General features: G+C 64.3%; 26 protein-coding genes. 1 reads left to right on the top strand and 25 read right to left on the bottom strand.

Going from position 1 to position 14,387, the window contains the following annotated elements:
* Positions 1–15: 15 nt before the first annotated feature.
* Positions 16–390: a hypothetical protein gene (locus tag HAPAU_RS06635; RefSeq protein WP_066380902.1), complete on the top strand. Its 375-nt coding sequence runs from the start codon at positions 16–18 to the stop codon at positions 388–390.
* A gap of 7 nt (positions 391–397) precedes the next feature.
* Here HAPAU_RS06635 and HAPAU_RS22755 read toward each other — a convergent pair whose 3' ends face one another.
* From HAPAU_RS22755 to rpl4p, 25 genes are all read right to left on the bottom strand, one after another.
* Positions 398–526: a hypothetical protein gene (locus tag HAPAU_RS22755; RefSeq protein ID WP_281177871.1), complete on the bottom strand. Its 129-nt coding sequence runs from the start codon at positions 524–526 to the stop codon at positions 398–400.
* Positions 527–859: 333 nt separating this feature from the next.
* Positions 860–1,294: a Rieske (2Fe-2S) protein gene (locus tag HAPAU_RS06630; protein WP_066380901.1), complete on the bottom strand. Its 435-nt coding sequence runs from the start codon at positions 1,292–1,294 to the stop codon at positions 860–862.
* A 507-nt stretch (positions 1,295–1,801) separates the two neighbouring features.
* Positions 1,802–3,271, bottom strand: coding sequence for a preprotein translocase subunit SecY (gene secY / locus HAPAU_RS06625; RefSeq protein WP_066380899.1), 1,470 nt, complete (start codon positions 3,269–3,271; stop codon positions 1,802–1,804).
* 3 nt (positions 3,272–3,274) lie between these two features.
* Positions 3,275–3,787, bottom strand: coding sequence for an uL15m family ribosomal protein (locus HAPAU_RS06620; protein WP_066380897.1), 513 nt, complete (start codon positions 3,785–3,787; stop codon positions 3,275–3,277).
* Positions 3,788–3,789: 2 nt separating this feature from the next.
* Positions 3,790–4,254: a 50S ribosomal protein L30 gene (locus HAPAU_RS06615; RefSeq protein WP_066380895.1), complete on the bottom strand. Its 465-nt coding sequence runs from the start codon at positions 4,252–4,254 to the stop codon at positions 3,790–3,792.
* On the bottom strand, positions 4,254–4,892 hold the full coding sequence (locus tag HAPAU_RS06610) for a 30S ribosomal protein S5 (protein WP_066380893.1): 639 nt from the start codon (positions 4,890–4,892) through the stop codon (positions 4,254–4,256). Before HAPAU_RS06610 ends, HAPAU_RS06615 begins: the two co-directional genes overlap by 1 nt.
* 2 nt (positions 4,893–4,894) lie before the next feature.
* A complete protein-coding gene (locus HAPAU_RS06605; protein WP_066380889.1) occupies positions 4,895–5,446 on the bottom strand; it encodes a 50S ribosomal protein L18 in 552 nt (183 codons plus the stop codon).
* Positions 5,446–5,895 carry a 50S ribosomal protein L19e gene (locus HAPAU_RS06600; RefSeq protein ID WP_066380886.1) on the bottom strand — a complete coding sequence of 150 codons (450 nt, stop codon included), beginning with the start codon at positions 5,893–5,895 and terminating at the stop codon, positions 5,446–5,448. Before HAPAU_RS06600 ends, HAPAU_RS06605 begins: the two co-directional genes overlap by 1 nt.
* Positions 5,888–6,667: a 50S ribosomal protein L32e gene (locus HAPAU_RS06595; RefSeq protein WP_084383676.1), complete on the bottom strand. Its 780-nt coding sequence runs from the start codon at positions 6,665–6,667 to the stop codon at positions 5,888–5,890. Before HAPAU_RS06595 ends, HAPAU_RS06600 begins: the two co-directional genes overlap by 8 nt.
* Positions 6,668–7,252, bottom strand: a complete 585-nt coding sequence (locus HAPAU_RS06590; protein ID WP_066380884.1) for a 50S ribosomal protein L6 — start codon at positions 7,250–7,252, stop codon at positions 6,668–6,670. It abuts the gene before it with no gap.
* Between the two features lies 1 nt (position 7,253).
* Positions 7,254–7,646 (bottom strand): 30S ribosomal protein S8, encoded by a 393-nt coding sequence (locus HAPAU_RS06585; RefSeq protein WP_066380882.1) that lies wholly within the window; start codon positions 7,644–7,646, stop codon positions 7,254–7,256.
* A complete protein-coding gene (locus tag HAPAU_RS06580) occupies positions 7,643–7,822 on the bottom strand; it encodes a 30S ribosomal protein S14 (protein ID WP_066380877.1) in 180 nt (59 codons plus the stop codon). The genes HAPAU_RS06585 and HAPAU_RS06580 overlap by 4 nt, the downstream gene beginning before the upstream one ends.
* Positions 7,815–8,366: a 50S ribosomal protein L5 gene (locus HAPAU_RS06575; RefSeq protein ID WP_066380876.1), complete on the bottom strand. Its 552-nt coding sequence runs from the start codon at positions 8,364–8,366 to the stop codon at positions 7,815–7,817. The genes HAPAU_RS06580 and HAPAU_RS06575 overlap by 8 nt, the downstream gene beginning before the upstream one ends.
* Positions 8,363–9,064, bottom strand: a complete 702-nt coding sequence (locus HAPAU_RS06570) for a 30S ribosomal protein S4e (protein ID WP_066380874.1) — start codon at positions 9,062–9,064, stop codon at positions 8,363–8,365. Before HAPAU_RS06570 ends, HAPAU_RS06575 begins: the two co-directional genes overlap by 4 nt.
* A complete protein-coding gene (gene rplX / locus HAPAU_RS06565) occupies positions 9,061–9,417 on the bottom strand; it encodes a 50S ribosomal protein L24 (protein ID WP_066380872.1) in 357 nt (118 codons plus the stop codon). The genes HAPAU_RS06570 and rplX overlap by 4 nt, the downstream gene beginning before the upstream one ends.
* 11 nt (positions 9,418–9,428) lie before the next feature.
* Positions 9,429–9,827 carry a 50S ribosomal protein L14 gene (locus HAPAU_RS06560; RefSeq protein ID WP_066380870.1) on the bottom strand — a complete coding sequence of 133 codons (399 nt, stop codon included), beginning with the start codon at positions 9,825–9,827 and terminating at the stop codon, positions 9,429–9,431.
* On the bottom strand, positions 9,827–10,273 hold the full coding sequence (locus HAPAU_RS06555) for a 30S ribosomal protein S17 (RefSeq protein ID WP_066380869.1): 447 nt from the start codon (positions 10,271–10,273) through the stop codon (positions 9,827–9,829). The genes HAPAU_RS06560 and HAPAU_RS06555 overlap by 1 nt, the downstream gene beginning before the upstream one ends.
* Positions 10,264–10,611 carry a ribonuclease P protein component 1 gene (locus tag HAPAU_RS06550; protein WP_066380868.1) on the bottom strand — a complete coding sequence of 116 codons (348 nt, stop codon included), beginning with the start codon at positions 10,609–10,611 and terminating at the stop codon, positions 10,264–10,266. The genes HAPAU_RS06555 and HAPAU_RS06550 overlap by 10 nt, the downstream gene beginning before the upstream one ends.
* A gap of 7 nt (positions 10,612–10,618) precedes the next feature.
* Positions 10,619–10,852, bottom strand: a complete 234-nt coding sequence (gene rpmC / locus HAPAU_RS06545; protein ID WP_066380867.1) for a 50S ribosomal protein L29 — start codon at positions 10,850–10,852, stop codon at positions 10,619–10,621.
* Positions 10,852–11,763, bottom strand: coding sequence for a 30S ribosomal protein S3 (locus HAPAU_RS06540; RefSeq protein ID WP_066380865.1), 912 nt, complete (start codon positions 11,761–11,763; stop codon positions 10,852–10,854). Before HAPAU_RS06540 ends, rpmC begins: the two co-directional genes overlap by 1 nt.
* Positions 11,763–12,233, bottom strand: a complete 471-nt coding sequence (locus HAPAU_RS06535; protein ID WP_066380863.1) for a 50S ribosomal protein L22 — start codon at positions 12,231–12,233, stop codon at positions 11,763–11,765. The genes HAPAU_RS06540 and HAPAU_RS06535 overlap by 1 nt, the downstream gene beginning before the upstream one ends.
* Before the next feature lie 10 nt (positions 12,234–12,243).
* On the bottom strand, positions 12,244–12,669 hold the full coding sequence (locus tag HAPAU_RS06530; protein WP_066380862.1) for a 30S ribosomal protein S19: 426 nt from the start codon (positions 12,667–12,669) through the stop codon (positions 12,244–12,246).
* On the bottom strand, positions 12,666–13,388 hold the full coding sequence (locus tag HAPAU_RS06525; RefSeq protein WP_066380860.1) for a 50S ribosomal protein L2: 723 nt from the start codon (positions 13,386–13,388) through the stop codon (positions 12,666–12,668). The genes HAPAU_RS06530 and HAPAU_RS06525 overlap by 4 nt, the downstream gene beginning before the upstream one ends.
* Position 13,389: 1 nt before the next feature.
* Positions 13,390–13,638 (bottom strand): 50S ribosomal protein L23, encoded by a 249-nt coding sequence (locus HAPAU_RS06520; protein WP_066380859.1) that lies wholly within the window; start codon positions 13,636–13,638, stop codon positions 13,390–13,392.
* Positions 13,635–14,387, bottom strand: a complete 753-nt coding sequence (rpl4p, locus tag HAPAU_RS06515; protein ID WP_066380857.1) for a 50S ribosomal protein L4 — start codon at positions 14,385–14,387, stop codon at positions 13,635–13,637. Before rpl4p ends, HAPAU_RS06520 begins: the two co-directional genes overlap by 4 nt.

The raw sequence follows: 14,387 nt of genomic DNA, 5'->3' as shown, positions 1-14,387 counted from the left end.
TCGCGTAGTCGGAGTATGACGCGATTTCGCGCCGAGTCCGAAACGGAACGCCGCGCCCTGTTTACGGACGCGATCACCGCCCATCGGGCTCGCGACAGTCCGTTCTGTACGTTCGAGGTCGAGACCGAGGACCCGACGTGGATTCAGGTCGGTGAGGACGTGTTGAACCTCGACTGCACCGACGAGGAACTCGACCGGCTCGAATCGCTGTTGAACGGGTTTTCGGCCTTCTCGATCGAGGAACTCATCCGACCGGAGGACGCCGACGGAACGAACGTCCGAATACAGGCCTACGCCGACGAGGAACGCCTCGGGGGGTTCGTCGAACGGTGTTTCCGTACGGTCTACGGACAGCCGGCGGAGTACGTCGTCTGGGCCAGCGAAGTCTGAGGGACGATCACTGTTCGATCTCGACCGGCCGGGCGGCGAACAGCCACGCCTCCGCGGAGGTCGCGTCCCTGAGTTCGAGGCCGTTGGTTCGGTAGTACGCCGATACGCGATCGACCGCGTCGTGCCGAAGGGACATACGAAAAACATCGTTGTATTGATGTCTTACTATGAACCGGCTAGACGTCATCAGCTGCACGCGGCCAGCCTCCCGACGAACCCGCCCTCGTCCTTCAATAGTACGGTACTAAGTTTCGACGAGGAGCGCCGAGACCGGTAGCGGATCGCACGCCTCGCCGGTTCGGCAGCGACTTCGGACAGTCGGCTCGCCGTGTCCCCACCGACGAGCAGACGGACCGAGAGTACTCGTCGAGTCCGTCGAACGCTGAGGTGACGGGTCGGTTCGCTGTCCGAACGACGCCTCGAGTTCGCGTGTCGATTGCTCCGAGACGATCTCGACAGTATCTGTTCCTCAAAATCGGAGGTGTGAGGTCGAACTCGGCGCGTCCCCGCCATCGTCATCGTTCCGGCTCGGTCCCTCGTAGAGGAAGCGGACGTCGTCGTCAGTCAAGTAAACCTGTCCGTCTTCGACGGTGATGTCGATCGCAGGAAGCGTCGTTTCGGCCGCCGGTCCGTTGTCACAGTAGCCAGAACAGGTATCGAACGCCGAGCCGTGTTTCGGACAGACGATCGATCCCTCACGGACCACCGCCCCCACGTCCTCGCGATAGAGCGCCTGAGCCTCGTGGGTACAGCTGTTGATCCACGCCTCGATTCCGTCCGCCTCGTCCGCACAGGGGACGAGAAACACTTCCACGTCCTCGTCGTGATCGTCGCGAACCGTGAACAACCACGCGTCTTCCTCTTCGACGGTTTCGACGGTCGTCAATCGGTGGCGGCCACTCATATTCGCACGGTCGGTATAGGGGCAGTTTAGCCTCCCGGTTGGAGGACGTTTCGTGTCCACCCCCGAAAACGAGGCATCGGAGGTATCCGTTCGACCGGACTTTCCCGGTCGGTTGACTACGACCGCACCGGTGTGCGTCTCCGCCTCTCGTCCTTATCCCTCCTTCCCTCAGAAATAACGTACAGCAAAGGAATTGATCGGAACGATCATTGTTCCGCGAGGGGTGTGATACTTCGTCGCAAGCCATGAAAGAGACAGCCCTTCGATTCACGATCCGACATAGCCGTCTCGTCGTTCTCTTGACGGTTGTCGCGCTGTTACTGCTCGTCGGCGCTGCCGGTGAAGTCGCTGCACACAATCCGGCGGGCGTCAGTGTACCCGCATGCGAAAAAGGCGCCGAGGCGGCGGCTCACAGCAATCCTACCTGTCACGGGTGAGGGTCGGGCCAAAGCTCGTAGCCGGAGAGGAACTATAATCGGGTACTGAACCCGTCCGTTTTTCGTCCCGCTACCGTCCGCCGAACATCTGGCGCATCATCGGGTGCATCTCCATGAGCTGTTCTTCGGCGATCTCCTCGTAGAGCTTGTAGGTGATCGAGACCGCAAGCAGCAACCCGGTACCCGAGACCGCGCCGATCGTGCCGAGCATGTTCGCCATCACGGCGAGCAGGCCCACTAAGGCACCGCCGATGACGGTCACCTGCGGGATATATCGATCCAGAACCTTCTCGTAGACGCCGATGTTCTGTCGAAAACCGGGGATCTGCATCCCCGAGTTTTGGATCTGTTTCGCGGTCGCCTCGGGACCCATATCGGTGGTTTCGACCCAGAATATCGCGAAGATCGCCCCACCGATGATCATCACTGCCAGGTCGATCCCGACTCGGAGCATGATCTGCCAGACGGCCTGACTCGCCTCGCCGAGCCACCACATCCACTCCCCGGGGGCCTGAATCGGGTTCAGGTAGTAAAACAGCCCGCTGACCGGCTGGCCCTGGTCGTTGTAGATCCCGAGCCACGCGGGCATCCCCGCCCACCGGGCGTTCAGGATCCGCCCGAGAAATTGGATGTTCATCTGTACGGCGCGAACGAGGATCATCGGGAGGACGCTCGCGTAGATCAGTTTCACGGGGAATCGGCCCCGAGCACCCTTCACACGGGCGTGAGAGAGTGGGATTTCGACCCTGACGGATTCGGCGTAGACGACCACCACGAAGATGAACACCGTCGTGATGATCGCGAGCAACGCTCCCTGACCGAGAAAGAGCGCCTGAAGCCCCTCGCCCGTCAGCAGCGACGGGAAGGAGGCCTGTCCGAGGAGGATCGAGAACCACGTCGGGATGATCCCGGCCTCGCCGGGAAGCCCGCCCCACGCGAACAGCCCGCCGATGAGACGCTGGCTCACGCCGGCGATGATGAACAGCCCGATCCCGCTGCCAACACCCCATTTGGAGACGATTTCGTCGAGAAACAGGATGATAATCCCGCCGACGAACACCTGCGCGAAGATGATCGTCTGGATCGTCGTCTGTCCGTAGATCGCTGCGAGTTCGGGACTCGCCGGAAGGAAACCGCCGAGAAACACCATCGGGAACGCGGTCAGGGCGACCATCACGATCACCAGCAGTTTCTGCAGGCCCTGATAGAGCACCTGATCGCGCGGGTCGCTGGTGTCCAAGCCCAACAGACCGGCACCGCCGAGCAGTTGGAGCACGATGCTTGCAGTGACGATCGGTCCGATCCCGACCTGCAGGATCGTCCCCTGACTACCGGCCAGTATCGATCGGAACTGTCCGAAGATGTCCTGACCCGCGTCGGCCGATGGGAGCCCCCACAGAAAGACGTTCGTCAGGAAGAAGTAAACGATGAGCACACCCGCCGTCCACGCTAGCTTGCGCTTGAACGGGACGTGCCCCTCCGGACGGGTGACGCCCGGCATTCGCGTGAGGACCGGTTCGGCGGCTTCCTTCCAACTCATTGATTACGCTTCGTCAGCCGTTGGTTCAATATCTTCCGGTTTTGATTCGTCCTCGTCGGCCTCCTCGTCGACCTGGCCGCGCTCGGAGACGACGGCCTCGCCGCCGTTCTCCTCGATGAGCTCGACCGCGTTCGCCGAGAAGGCGTCGGCCGTGATCTCGAGGCTACTTCTGACCTGCCCGCCGCCGAGCACCTTCACGGCGTCGGCGTCGTGGCCGTCCTCGACGAGATCACGGGCGTCCATCCGGTAGCCGTCGTCGGTCTCCTCTGCGAGACCGTCGGCGGCGAACAGCGGCGCGTCCTCGTCGAGTTTCTGGACGTCGACCGTCAGGACGGTGTCCTGTGCCTTCTCGGGCCGTTTGAAGCCGTGTTTACCGAGCGGCCCGTAGTTGTGGAACTCGTGCTTGCTACGTCCGGCGGCGCCGCGTCCGCCACGGTGACCGGCCCCCCGTCGGTTCTTGTGGGTGCCGCCTCCGTGGGTCCGCGAGCCACGCTGGCGTCGTTTCTTGCTTGTCATGGTTATCGCATCGCGACGAGGAGTTCGTCGATCCCCTCTGTCGAGTGTTTGCCGAGCTGACCACCCTCCGCGGTGACGTGCTTGATGCCGTCGTGGCCGCCCCGTGGCGGATGCAGTCGAAGCACGGGCGTCAGCCCCTGTTCTTTGAGCGTCGTTTCCTCTGCGATCAGTGCTTCGGCGAGCGCCTCGATCGAGCCGTACTCGGTGTTTGCTGCGAGCCACTCGTCGTCGATGTCGTCGCTACCCTCTGCGGGCTCTGCACGCGTCCGAAGGAGCGTCTCGACGGTCTCCTGGCTCGGCTCGCCGTGGGCGACGTAGTCGTTGACCTTCGTGATCATCCCGCGGAACGTCTCGTGTTCCGGGACGAGCGCACAGTGATTGACCCGATGGAGGTTGAGCATCGAGAGGGTGTCCTTGACCGTGTAGTCCATGTTGACCTCGCCGCGCAGTTGGACGACCGCCTGCATCACTCGATCACCTCGCGCTGAGCGGCGGCGTGCTCGGGGACGCGGGCCTCGGCGGTGTTACGAAGCGCGTTGAACGTCGCCTTCGCGAAGTTGACCGTGGTCCGGGTCTGGCCCGACGACCGGGTCCAGGCGTCCTCGATACCCGCAAGCTCGAGGACGTTGCGGACGGTCTCCCCGCCCGCGAGCCCCAGTCCGCGGGGTGCGGGCAGCAACTCGACTTCGACGCTGCCGGCCTTGCCCGTCGTGCGAAGCGAGACGGTGTGGGGGCGACCGCAGCCACACTCCCACGAGCCACACCCACGGGAGACGTCGATGATGTTCAGTTTCGCGATACCGATCGCCTTCTGGATGGCCCCGCCGACCTGGTCGTCTCGGCCCTCCGCGTAGCCGACGTAGCCGTCGCGGTTGCCGACCGCACAGACACAGCGGAACTTGACTCGGCGACCCGAGTCGGTCATCCGCTGGACCATGTTGATGTCGAGTACCTCGTCCTCGAGGCCGGGAAGGAGTTGGTCGACGATCTCGACCTCCTTCAGCGGCAGCCCCGAGTTGAGCGCCTCGTCCATCGTCTCGATCTCGCCGTCTCTGACCTGGCGACCGAGACGGGTCACGGGCTCCCATCCGTCGTTTCGTGCCATTGTTAGTCCTCCATGATGGTCTCCCGAACCGAATCGAAGTGCTCGGGAAGCGTCGTTGCGTCGAACTCGCCGCTGTAGAGCGGCTCGTCGAGACTCTCTGCGTACTCGGCGATGTGCTCGCCGCGGGTCCGATCCCAGTCAGCCAGAACGCTGTCGTTGTGCGGGACCTCGAGTCCCGCGTCGATCGCGCCCTCCTGGACGGCGAACACCTTGTTGCCGGGTGTCGCCGTGTGCAGACCGATGTCCAAGACTGCCTCCGAGAGGCCCGCCTCCATGGCGCGGGTTCCCGCAAGCAAGCCGGTCAGATACGCCGCCGGCAGGTTCCCCGTCGGAGCCTCCCAGCCGTACTCAGCGAGGTCGCTCGAATGAGCGCTCGCGAGGGTGTCGTCACCCTCGGGGCTGGTCGTGATCAGCTGCGCCCTGATGTGGTTGTTGCTCGGTCGAGCGACAAGCCGTGGCTTGTCGGATTTCAACAGGCGCAACCTCTGGTGGTAGTCGGTTCGGACTTCGCGGCGCCGCCGCATCGGCACCTTATAGCGTGGTCCTGTTGCCATTATTCGTCACCGTATTGGTTCTCGATGTAGTTGGTCATGTACCGGACGGTTCGGAACTCCCCGCCGCGAGCCTTGTTGTAGAGCTCGCGGTACTGGGTCGAGTCGATCTCGCCCTCCTCGCGGAGTTCGCGCAGTTTCCGGCGCTGTGCTCTGATCTGGTTCTTCCATTCGTCCTTCTCGTTCTGGCGCGCGCCGGCCTTCCCTTTGCGCTTGCCGGCTCCCTTTCGGTGACCGTAGGCGCGCTTTTCCTGTCGCTCGCGCGCCCGACCGCGGGAGTTGCCCGTGGCGTCTTTCGACTGAATGGTACCCTGGGCGACGAGCTCGCGGATCTCCTCGCGGGTGATCGCGTCGGCGATCTCGCCTTGGGCCTCGGGATCGAACCAGACGCGGTTCTTCCCGACGTCGAGGACGTCGGCCGCCAGTCGTTTCTGTGCTTTGAGATCACTCATCTGCGTTCACCTCGACTTCGACGTAGGTGGGGTTGAGAACGCGGATACCCGCGCTTTCTGCGTCCTCCTCGATGCGCTCGCGCTTCCGGCCGCCGACCGACGACCCGATCCGCACCGCCTGGGTGTCGCCGTCGACGCCCTCGAGGTCGGACGGGTTCTCGACGTAGACCTCCTCGAAGCCGCTCGGGTGCAGTCCGCGCACCTCGGTCGGCGTCCGGTAGCCGGCCTCGACGACCGGACCCCGGCTCTTGAAGCGCCGTCGCTGCTTCGAGAGGCCGCCGCGGGGGCGGCGCCACGATTCGGGCGTGCGCTTCTTCTTGTGGTACTCCTGGCGCTTGAACGCCGGCTTGTTGATGCGGTGGCGCTCGCCGAGCAGGCGTGCCTCCTCGTCGTCCAACTGGGGGGTCTTCTCGGTCAGCCCCCGGGCTTGGAGTTCCGTCTCGACGTCCTCCTCGGCTTCGGTCTCGTCCTCGGTGCCCTCGTCTTCGACCTCGGCCTCGGTCTCCTCGTCGACCTCGAGACCGCCGACGTCGGCTTTGATCCGTGCCGCGAGCGCGTTGCCGACGCCCTCCACTTCAGCGAGGTCGTCCTGACTCGCGGCCTTGACGTCCTCGACGCTCTCGAAACCGGCCTCGCGCAGCGCGTCGGCCTTCGACTCGCCGACGCCGCTGATATCGGTTAGTTCGGTGGGTTCGGTCCCCGAAGCCGTCTCCTCGAGGTCGTCACCGTTCGTCTCTTCGTCGGAGTGCTGTTCCGGGTCTTCGTCAGCCATTTAGACGCCTCCTTTGGGTTTCTCGGTGATGTACACACCGTCCTGGAACACCCGCGTGTCCTTGCCGCTGACGCGGGTGAGCTGTTCGATGTCCGCGGCCGTCTGGCCGACGTCCTCCTTGTTCGGTCCCGAGAGGACGACCTCCTCGCCGTCGACGTCGACCTGCGTGTCGCCATGGATCGTCGTCCGACGATCGGCGCGCTCGCCGAGGAAGTTCTCGATGACGACCTCCTCGCCGTCGACGGCCACCTGCATCGGGAAGTGCGAATAGAGGACCTCCATCCGGTACTCCCAGCCCTCGGTGACGCCCTCGATCATGTTCCTGACGTGGCTCTCGAAGGTGCCGATCGTGGCGTTGGTCTTCGCGTTGTCCGTCCCGCTCTCGATGACGAGCGCCTCGACCTCGCGCTGTTCGGTCTCGTCCTCGTCGGTCTCGACCTCCTTAGTGACGGTCTCGGTCGAGACTGTCACGTCGGGGTACCACAGGCGGCGAGTGACCTCGCCGTCGGGCCCCGAGATCGTCACGTCGAGGTGGTCGATCTCGCAATCGACCCCGTCCGGTAGTGTGATTTCTGTTCGTGGCATGTTAGTAGACGTACGCGATCACCTGACCACCGATGCCCTGTTCGCGGGCCTCGTAGTGGCTCATGATGCCGTGGCTGGTCGTGACGACGAGCGTCCCGTAGTCACGGGCGGGGAGGTATCGCTTCTCCCACTGTTCGTACTCGTCTGCCCCCACCGAGTAGCGGGGTTTGATCGGGCCACATTCGTTGATCGCGCCCTTCAGTTCGACCTCGAACCGTCCCGCTCGGCCGTCCTCGACGAACTCGAAGCCGTCGATGTACCCGCGGTCGTAAAAGACCTCGAGCACGGAGCCGATCTGGTTCGAGGCGGGCTGTATCGTGTGTGTCAGATGTCCCACGCCCTCGGCGTTGTCGATCCCCGAAAGCGCGTTACTGAACGGATCACTCGTCGTCATTTGTACTTCTTGAATCCCATGTTGCGGGCGATCTCGCGGAAGCACTGTCGACACAGCCAGATGTCGTACTTCCCGACGAGACCCTGTTTGCGGCCACAGCGCTGGCAGTCTTCGAGCTGGCCGGTGCGCTTTGTGGCGTGCTCGCCCGTCTCGTGTTCTGTCTCTGATTCACTCATTCGTCTCCTCCTGTCCGATACCGGCATCGAACTCCTCGTTTAGGTACGCGATCGCCGCCGGAGCGTCGAGCCGGTGGTTCGACGGGATCCCTCGCGAAGCGATGTCGCGTTTCTTCACCCGGTAGCCCGGGCGTACGAGGTTGACCGTCACGTCCATCCCGAAGATCCCGATGTTCGGGTCGTACTCCTGACCGGGGAACTCGGTGTGTTCCTCGATCCCGAAGCTGACGTTGCCGGTCTGATCGAACTGCCCGCCGGCGATGTCCGCGATGTCGAGTGCCGTCTCGAGGAACTCGCGGGCCGTCTCCTCGCGGAGGGTGACCTTCGCGCCGATCGGGTCGCCCTGACGGATGCCGAACTCGGGTTTGGTCCGTTTCGCCTGCGTCCGGACGGTCTGCTGGCCCGTGATCTCCTCGAGAATCTCCTCTGCGTTCGCGAGTTCGCGCCCGCCGGTGCCGACGCCCATGTGGACGACGACCTTCTCGACGGTCGGCTCTCGCATCTCGTGGAACTCGCCTTCGGCCTCGTTTTGGCTCTCGCTCATTGCTCTTCACCCTCCACGAAGTTCTCGTCGATCACGACGACGTACTCCTCGAGCGTCTCGAACTCGGTGTCCTCGCCGACGATGGAGACGGTATTCGGTGCGCTCGATTCGATCACGCTGATCTCCTCGATTTCGCCGACCTCGCCCGCGTGCTGGCCCTGTACCGCCGTGACCAGCGCGCCTTCCTCGTAGACGAAGTGCGCGAGGATCTCGTTGTCCCAGTCGATGACGATCGAGTCACCGCCGGAGTACTCGCTTCCCTCGCCGACGCGCAGGTTGCGCCCGTCGTGCAGTTGGAGTTGGGTCTCGCCGCCGGGGACCTGGCGTTTGTCGACGATCTTGCCGAGTTTGCCGTCGGCCGCGCTCTCCTCGATCGGCGTCAGCGCGAGCCGACCGCCCTCGTCGGGGAAGACCCGATAGAACTCCTCGCGTTCCTCGAACCCGAGGATGTCGAACATCCCGATGGGGCGACGGACGTCGCTCACCGATTCGCCGTTGACGAGGACGTTGCCCTCGTTCGTGGCGTACATTGCCTCCTTCTTCGAGTCGACGTATCCCAGCACGTCCCGCAGTACGATCAGGAGCGGAACGCCGTCCTCGCCGTGGGGGCCCGCGCGGGCCTTCACGGTGTACTTGGCAGTCTTGCGCTCGACCGGCCACGAGTTCGGTACCGAGAGTCGTTTCTGGTGTCTGCTCATTCGTTATCACCCGAGAGTCGCGCCTCTCGAACCTCGTCCTCGAGGTTCAGCGCCGTGATCCGGAGGTTGCTCGCCTCGAGCGGGCGGGGGACCTCCTCGCCGTCGGCCTTCTCGATGACGGCGTCTTCGACGTGGACGACGCCACGCTTGAGATCGGTCGCGACGACCTCGCCGGTCTCACCGGCGAAGTCCCCCCGCATGATCTCGACGGTGTCGCCGACGTTGACACGGGCCCGACGGGTACCGTGATCCTCACGGAGCTCCGCGTCGAGCGACGCGTTGAGCTGTCGGTGGCGCTCGTGCAGCGGCGCGTTCTGTGCGTCGTTTCGCTGTTTGCGTGGTTGCTTGCTCATGGTTCTATACTCTAGACGATCATCGTCGCCGTGCTGGCGACGCTTCCGAAGCGTTCTGCGACCTCGCGTGCGATCGGGCCTCTGATCTCGGTCCCGCGGGGGTCTTCGGCGTCGTCGATGATGACCGCCGCGTTGTCCTCGAACTTCACGCGCGTGCCGTCGGGCCGGCGGATCGATTTCCGCTGGCGGATGACGACCGCCTCGAGGACCTGCCGGCGCATCTCGGGGGTCCCCTTCGTGACCGAGACGGTGATCTTGTCACCGACGCCGGCCTGGGGCTGGCGGTTTTTCACGCCCGAGTAGCCCGAGACGCTGAGCAGCTTCAGTTCGCGGGCACCGCTGTTGTCCGCACAGTTGATGAGCGCGCCCTTCGAGAGGCCCTTCGTGACGTTGGCTTTCAGCGCCTCCATCACTGCTCACCCGCCTGTGCTTCTGCGCTTTCGGTTACATCGCCCTCGGTGCCCTCGTCGCTTTCGGCCTCGTCAGCCGCTTCCGTCGGGTCGACGGGGCCGAGTTCGAGCTCGTCCGCCGTGACCTCGACGACGACGTGGCTCTTCGTCTTCGAGAGGGGTCGTGTCTCTGCTATCTTCACGCGATCGCCGACCGAGACGTGATCGAGCACGCCCGGCACGTGGGCCGGGACGCGCGATCGACGCTTCATGTACCGATCGTATTTCGGCACGAAGACGTCATACTCTCGCTCGACGATCACGGTCTTGTCCATGTCCGCGCTCGCGACGATCCCGTCGAGGATCTGGCCTCGAACGGAGAGCTCGCCGTAGAACGGACACTTCTCGTAATCATAGTCCGGATCGTCCGGTTCTGGTGGTGTTTCTACGTCTAATCCTATCGCCATGGTGAATCACCTGTGGTTTCGGTGCGTCGGGCGGGTCGTGAGAGCAGTCTGTCGCCATCCACCGTAACGTAAGCCGCCGGGTCGCAGTCGTGTTCCCCGGCGGTCTCGGCTCCCTTTCGGGAACCCGCGGCTTCATCTGTGGCGTCGAGTCGGAACTCGAACGTCGTACCCGATTTCGGCACTCGCTTGTCCCGGACATCGCGGATCGAGAGCGTCTTCTCGCTCTCGGAGACGACACGGCCGGCAATCCCGACGAAGTCGGGACTGTCGGCGGAAACGACCCGTACGCACAGGCCGTTGAGCTCGTGTCGCGCGATCGTCTCGGGTGTGAGTGCCATGGTTCGTTTACTCCTCGGTGCTGTCCGTATCCGCATCCACGTCGTCGCCTTCCTCGCCCTGAATCGTCTTCACGCGGGCGATGGTGCGCTTGAGTTCCCCGATCCGTCCGGGGTTCTCGGGGGCGCCACCGGCGGCCTGCACGGCCTTCATGTTCAGCAGCTCCGTATGGAGTTCCTCGACTTCGGCCTCGCGCTCGGCGGGCGTCATGTCGCGGATCTCGTCGGTGTGAAGGATCGCCATCAGTTATCGTCCTCCTCTTCGGCTTCCATCTCGGCGACCAACTCCGCGGCTTCGGCCTCGATGTCCTCTTCGAGTTCGCTCTCCGCTGCGTCGGTCGCGTCGCCGTCCTCGATCTCTTCGCTGACCTCTTCGATGATCTCCTCGTCGACGGGCTCTTCCGTGACCTCCTCGTCGATCTCGGTCGCTTCGACCTCGCCGTCGGTGTCTGCGGTTTCGGCGACCGGTTCCTCGCCGGGCACCTCCTCGACGTCGTCGAGGATCTCCTCGACGCCCTCGTCGGTTTCTGCGGTGTCGGCGATCAGGTCCTCGACGTCGGCGTCGTCGTGGATCCGGAAGTCGTCGGGCAGCTGTGCGCCCGGCGGGATGATCTTGACGTTGACGCCGATCGTGCCGAGCTTCATCACGGCAGTACCCAGTCCATGATCGACGATGTCCTCTGCGGGCTCGCCGTTGTGTTTGACGTAGCCGCGGTTGAACTTCTCGACGCGCGAACGCGCGCCCGTGACTTTGCCCGAGAGGACGATCTCCGCGCCGAGGGCCCCGGCGTCCATGATCCGGTCGATCGTGGTGTGACCGGCCTTCCGGAAGTACCACCCTCGTTCTAAGGCGTTCGCGAGGCGGTCGGCGACGATCTGGGCGTTCAGGTCGGGCTCGTCGACCTCCTGAACGTCGATCTGGGGGTCCTCGAGGTCGAATCGCTCCTCGAGCTGGCGGGTCACCTTTCGGATGTTCTTCCCGCCCTTCCCGATCACCATGCCGGGCTTTTCGGCTTTGAGGACGATCTGTGTCCCCATCGGGGTCTTTGCGACCTCCATGCCGCCGTAGCCGGCACGCTCGAGTTCCGTCGCGAAGAACTCGTCGATCTGGGAGCGCTGCATCCCGTTCTGGATGAACTCGTGTTCGTCTGCCATTAGTCCTCCTCCTCCTCCTGGTCTTCGAGGATCAGTTCGACGTCGACTTGTGGGGTGTTCCACGCCGTTGCCCGTCCCATCGCCCGTGGCTTTCGGCCCGGACTCTCGCCGACCTTGTGGGCGGCGACGTGGGCGATCCGCATCGACTCGCCGTCGAAGCCCTGATGGTCCGCGTTCCCGACGGCGTTTCCGAGCAGGTCGAGAAACGCCTTCGAGACCTTGTTGGGGTACCGGCCGGCGTCCCAGCCGTCGATGTCGTTCCGGTGGCCGACGCCGCTGTTGTGCGATTTAAAGGGCACCGACTGTTCCTCGGCGACGACCGCTTCGAGGTACTCGATGGCCTCGCCGGCGGTCTTGCCCTTGATCTCGCGGGCGACCTCCTTGCTGTGCTTGTGGCTCATGGGACGCTCTCGGAGCATGGCTTTCGCCGTTTTCTCCGGATCCGCGTCCACGCTGTAGCTGATTCCCATTCTGGTCACCTCATTTCAGTGGCACGAACTTCGAGGAACGGGTCGCGCCGATCCCGGCCTGTCCGTGTTCGACGGACTGGCGTGTGAGCTGGAACTCGCCCAGGTAGTGGCCGAGCATCTCGGGGCGAACCTCGACGCGTTCGAAGCTCTGGCCGTTGTAGACCTCGAAGGTCTTGTTGATGAACGCCGGAACGATCGGCATGTCCCGCAGATGTGTGCGGATCGGGTTGTTCGCGCTCTCTTCGGGGGCGCGGTCCTCGGCCTTCTCGAGCAGTTTCTGCTTCTCGACCGACAGGCCCCGCGTGATGCTTCGCCGCTGGCGAGCGGGCAGCAGTTCCGCGACTTCCTCTAGCTCCATCTCCTGTAGCTCCTCGACTGTGTGACCACGGTAGGTGAACTCCCCCTCGTGGCCGGTTCTGTAATCGGATGAACTCATTTGTTACCACCTCGTCCCGTCCGCCGGGAGGAGATATCGCCCACCTTCCGTCCCGGGGGTGCGTCCGACGAGACGCTCTTCGGTCGACCGGGATGTTGGCGACCGCCGCCACCGAACGGGTGGTCGACGGCGTTCATCGCCACGCCGCTGACGCGGGGCCACTTCGTGCCTCGCGCCTTCATCTTGTGGTACTTGTTTCCGGCCTTGACGAACGGCTTCTCGGTGCGGCCGCCGCCGGCGACCACGCCAATCGTCGCCCGGCAGTCGGGCGAGAGCCGTTTGACCTCGCCGCTTGGAAGCTGGACCACGGCGGCGTTCCGGTCGTGGGTGATCAGCGTCGCGTTGACGCCGCTCGCTCGTGCGAAGCGACCGCCGTCGCCGGCTTTCGACTCAACGTTACAGACCGGAACACCCTCCGGGATCTCCGCCAATGGTAGGGTGTTGCCGGGCTTGATCTCCGCGCTGATGCCGACCTGGATCTCCTCGCCGGTCCCGATCCCCTCGGGAGCCAACACGAGCCGCCGGTCACCGTCCTCGAACTCCACGTCGGCGACGGGTGCCGAGCGGGCGGGGTCGTGTTCGATCCCGACGACCGTCCCTTTGAGGACGTCGCCGTCCTCCGAGCGCCGGTGTGAGAGGTCGGCCTTGTATCGGTGCGAGGGTGCACGGAACACCGAACCACCACGGCCACGTCGCTGGCCCCTGATTCGCTGTCCCATTCTAGAACACCCCGATTCGGGAGGCGACTTCCTGTGCGTCGTCCTCTTCGGAGAGGCGCACGGTCGCCTTCTTTGTTCCGTTCATGGTTACCTGCGTGTTTACCTTGGTGACCTCGACGTCGTACTGCTCGCCGATCGCGTCGCGGATCTGCGGCTTGGTCGCGTCGAGATCGACGATGAACTGGAGCTTGTTCTCGAAGTCCATGTCGTTCATCGCCTTCTCCGTGATGAGGGGGTGCTGGATCGTCATCGATCCGCCACCTCCTCGATCGCGCTCTCGGTCCACACCGTGAGTCGACCCGGATGCGTCCCGGGCGCGAGGTCTTCTGCGCTGACTTCGCGGGCGGTCGCGACGTCGACTCCCGCGAGGTTGCGCGCGGCCTTCGACGGGCCGGCCTCGCTCGACGTCACGAAGAGGATCGATTTGGGCTGTTTGTACTTGCGACCGCGGGTCTTTCCGCGACCCGCACGGACCGACCGCCCCTCGTCGGCGCGTTCGATGTCGTCGGCGAGCCCGACGCTCTCGAGGAACGAGAGGACCTCCTTAGTCTTGATCAGGTCCTCGAACTCGTCTGAGACGACCAGCGGCAAGGAGACGTCCTCGCCGAAGCGGTGGCCCCGCTCTGCGACGAGCTCGGCGTCCGTCGTCGCGGCGATCGCGCTTCGGGTCGCGAGCTTTCGTTCCTTCTTGTTGATGTTCAGCGAGCGGTCCTTCTCGGCTTTCGGGGGGTGTGCCCGGCGGCCGCCGACGGCCTGGGGCACGCGTTTTCCCTGCCCGTTCGAGCGGGGGACACGCGCCATTCCGCGACCCGTCCCCAGCGACTCGGCCGAGGTGCGCTTGCCCGCGAAGGGGTCCGCGCCGTAGTCCTGCTGTCTGTTTGCCTGGGCGGCCAGCACGGCGCGCTTGATCAGGTCCGGCCGGTAGGTCGTCTCGAAGACCGCCGGCAGGTCGATCTCGCCCGCCTCGGTGCCGTCCAGGTCGAGTGTGTTTGCGTTCAT

Origin of the sequence: Halalkalicoccus paucihalophilus (assembly GCF_001593955.1) — an archaeon.
Taxonomy (GTDB): domain Archaea; phylum Halobacteriota; class Halobacteria; order Halobacteriales; family Halalkalicoccaceae; genus Halalkalicoccus; species Halalkalicoccus paucihalophilus.
Note: the sequence above shows the minus strand (reverse complement) of the source record. Positions and strands in the feature narration are given on the sequence as shown.

Coding starts and splice junctions, on each gene's coding strand:
- HAPAU_RS06570 (WP_066380874.1), bottom strand. CDS start 9,064: ATGAGCAGACACCAGAAACGACTCTCGGTACCGAACTCGTGGCCGGTC.
- HAPAU_RS06560 (WP_066380870.1), bottom strand. CDS start 9,827: ATGGAGGCGCTGAAAGCCAACGTCACGAAGGGCCTCTCGAAGGGCGCG.
- HAPAU_RS06600 (WP_066380886.1), bottom strand. CDS start 5,895: ATGAGTGATCTCAAAGCACAGAAACGACTGGCGGCCGACGTCCTCGAC.
- HAPAU_RS06575 (WP_066380876.1), bottom strand. CDS start 8,366: ATGAGCGAGAGCCAAAACGAGGCCGAAGGCGAGTTCCACGAGATGCGA.
- HAPAU_RS06580 (WP_066380877.1), bottom strand. CDS start 7,822: ATGAGTGAATCAGAGACAGAACACGAGACGGGCGAGCACGCCACAAAG.
- HAPAU_RS06610 (WP_066380893.1), bottom strand. CDS start 4,892: ATGGCACGAAACGACGGATGGGAGCCCGTGACCCGTCTCGGTCGCCAG.
- HAPAU_RS06550 (WP_066380868.1), bottom strand. CDS start 10,611: ATGGCACTCACACCCGAGACGATCGCGCGACACGAGCTCAACGGCCTG.
- HAPAU_RS06530 (WP_066380862.1), bottom strand. CDS start 12,669: ATGAGTTCATCCGATTACAGAACCGGCCACGAGGGGGAGTTCACCTAC.
- HAPAU_RS06520 (WP_066380859.1), bottom strand. CDS start 13,638: ATGACGATCCAGCACCCCCTCATCACGGAGAAGGCGATGAACGACATG.
- HAPAU_RS06605 (WP_066380889.1), bottom strand. CDS start 5,446: ATGGCAACAGGACCACGCTATAAGGTGCCGATGCGGCGGCGCCGCGAA.
- HAPAU_RS06620 (WP_066380897.1), bottom strand. CDS start 3,787: ATGACAAGCAAGAAACGACGCCAGCGTGGCTCGCGGACCCACGGAGGC.
- HAPAU_RS06525 (WP_066380860.1), bottom strand. CDS start 13,388: ATGGGACAGCGAATCAGGGGCCAGCGACGTGGCCGTGGTGGTTCGGTG.
- HAPAU_RS06595 (WP_084383676.1), bottom strand. CDS start 6,667: ATGGCTGACGAAGACCCGGAACAGCACTCCGACGAAGAGACGAACGGT.
- rplX (WP_066380872.1), bottom strand. CDS start 9,417: ATGAGCAAGCAACCACGCAAACAGCGAAACGACGCACAGAACGCGCCG.
- HAPAU_RS06630 (WP_066380901.1), bottom strand. CDS start 1,294: ATGAGTGGCCGCCACCGATTGACGACCGTCGAAACCGTCGAAGAGGAA.
- HAPAU_RS06540 (WP_066380865.1), bottom strand. CDS start 11,763: ATGGCAGACGAACACGAGTTCATCCAGAACGGGATGCAGCGCTCCCAG.
- rpl4p (WP_066380857.1), bottom strand. CDS start 14,387: ATGAACGCAAACACACTCGACCTGGACGGCACCGAGGCGGGCGAGATC.
- HAPAU_RS06585 (WP_066380882.1), bottom strand. CDS start 7,646: ATGACGACGAGTGATCCGTTCAGTAACGCGCTTTCGGGGATCGACAAC.
- rpmC (WP_066380867.1), bottom strand. CDS start 10,852: ATGGCGATCCTTCACACCGACGAGATCCGCGACATGACGCCCGCCGAG.
- HAPAU_RS06555 (WP_066380869.1), bottom strand. CDS start 10,273: ATGGCGATAGGATTAGACGTAGAAACACCACCAGAACCGGACGATCCG.
- HAPAU_RS06590 (WP_066380884.1), bottom strand. CDS start 7,252: ATGCCACGAACAGAAATCACACTACCGGACGGGGTCGATTGCGAGATC.
- HAPAU_RS22755 (WP_281177871.1), bottom strand. CDS start 526: ATGTCCCTTCGGCACGACGCGGTCGATCGCGTATCGGCGTACTACCGA.
- HAPAU_RS06635 (WP_066380902.1), top strand. CDS start 16: ATGACGCGATTTCGCGCCGAGTCCGAAACGGAACGCCGCGCCCTGTTT.
- HAPAU_RS06615 (WP_066380895.1), bottom strand. CDS start 4,254: ATGCAGGCGGTCGTCCAACTGCGCGGCGAGGTCAACATGGACTACACG.
- HAPAU_RS06535 (WP_066380863.1), bottom strand. CDS start 12,233: ATGGGAATCAGCTACAGCGTGGACGCGGATCCGGAGAAAACGGCGAAA.
- secY (WP_066380899.1), bottom strand. CDS start 3,271: ATGAGTTGGAAGGAAGCCGCCGAACCGGTCCTCACGCGAATGCCGGGC.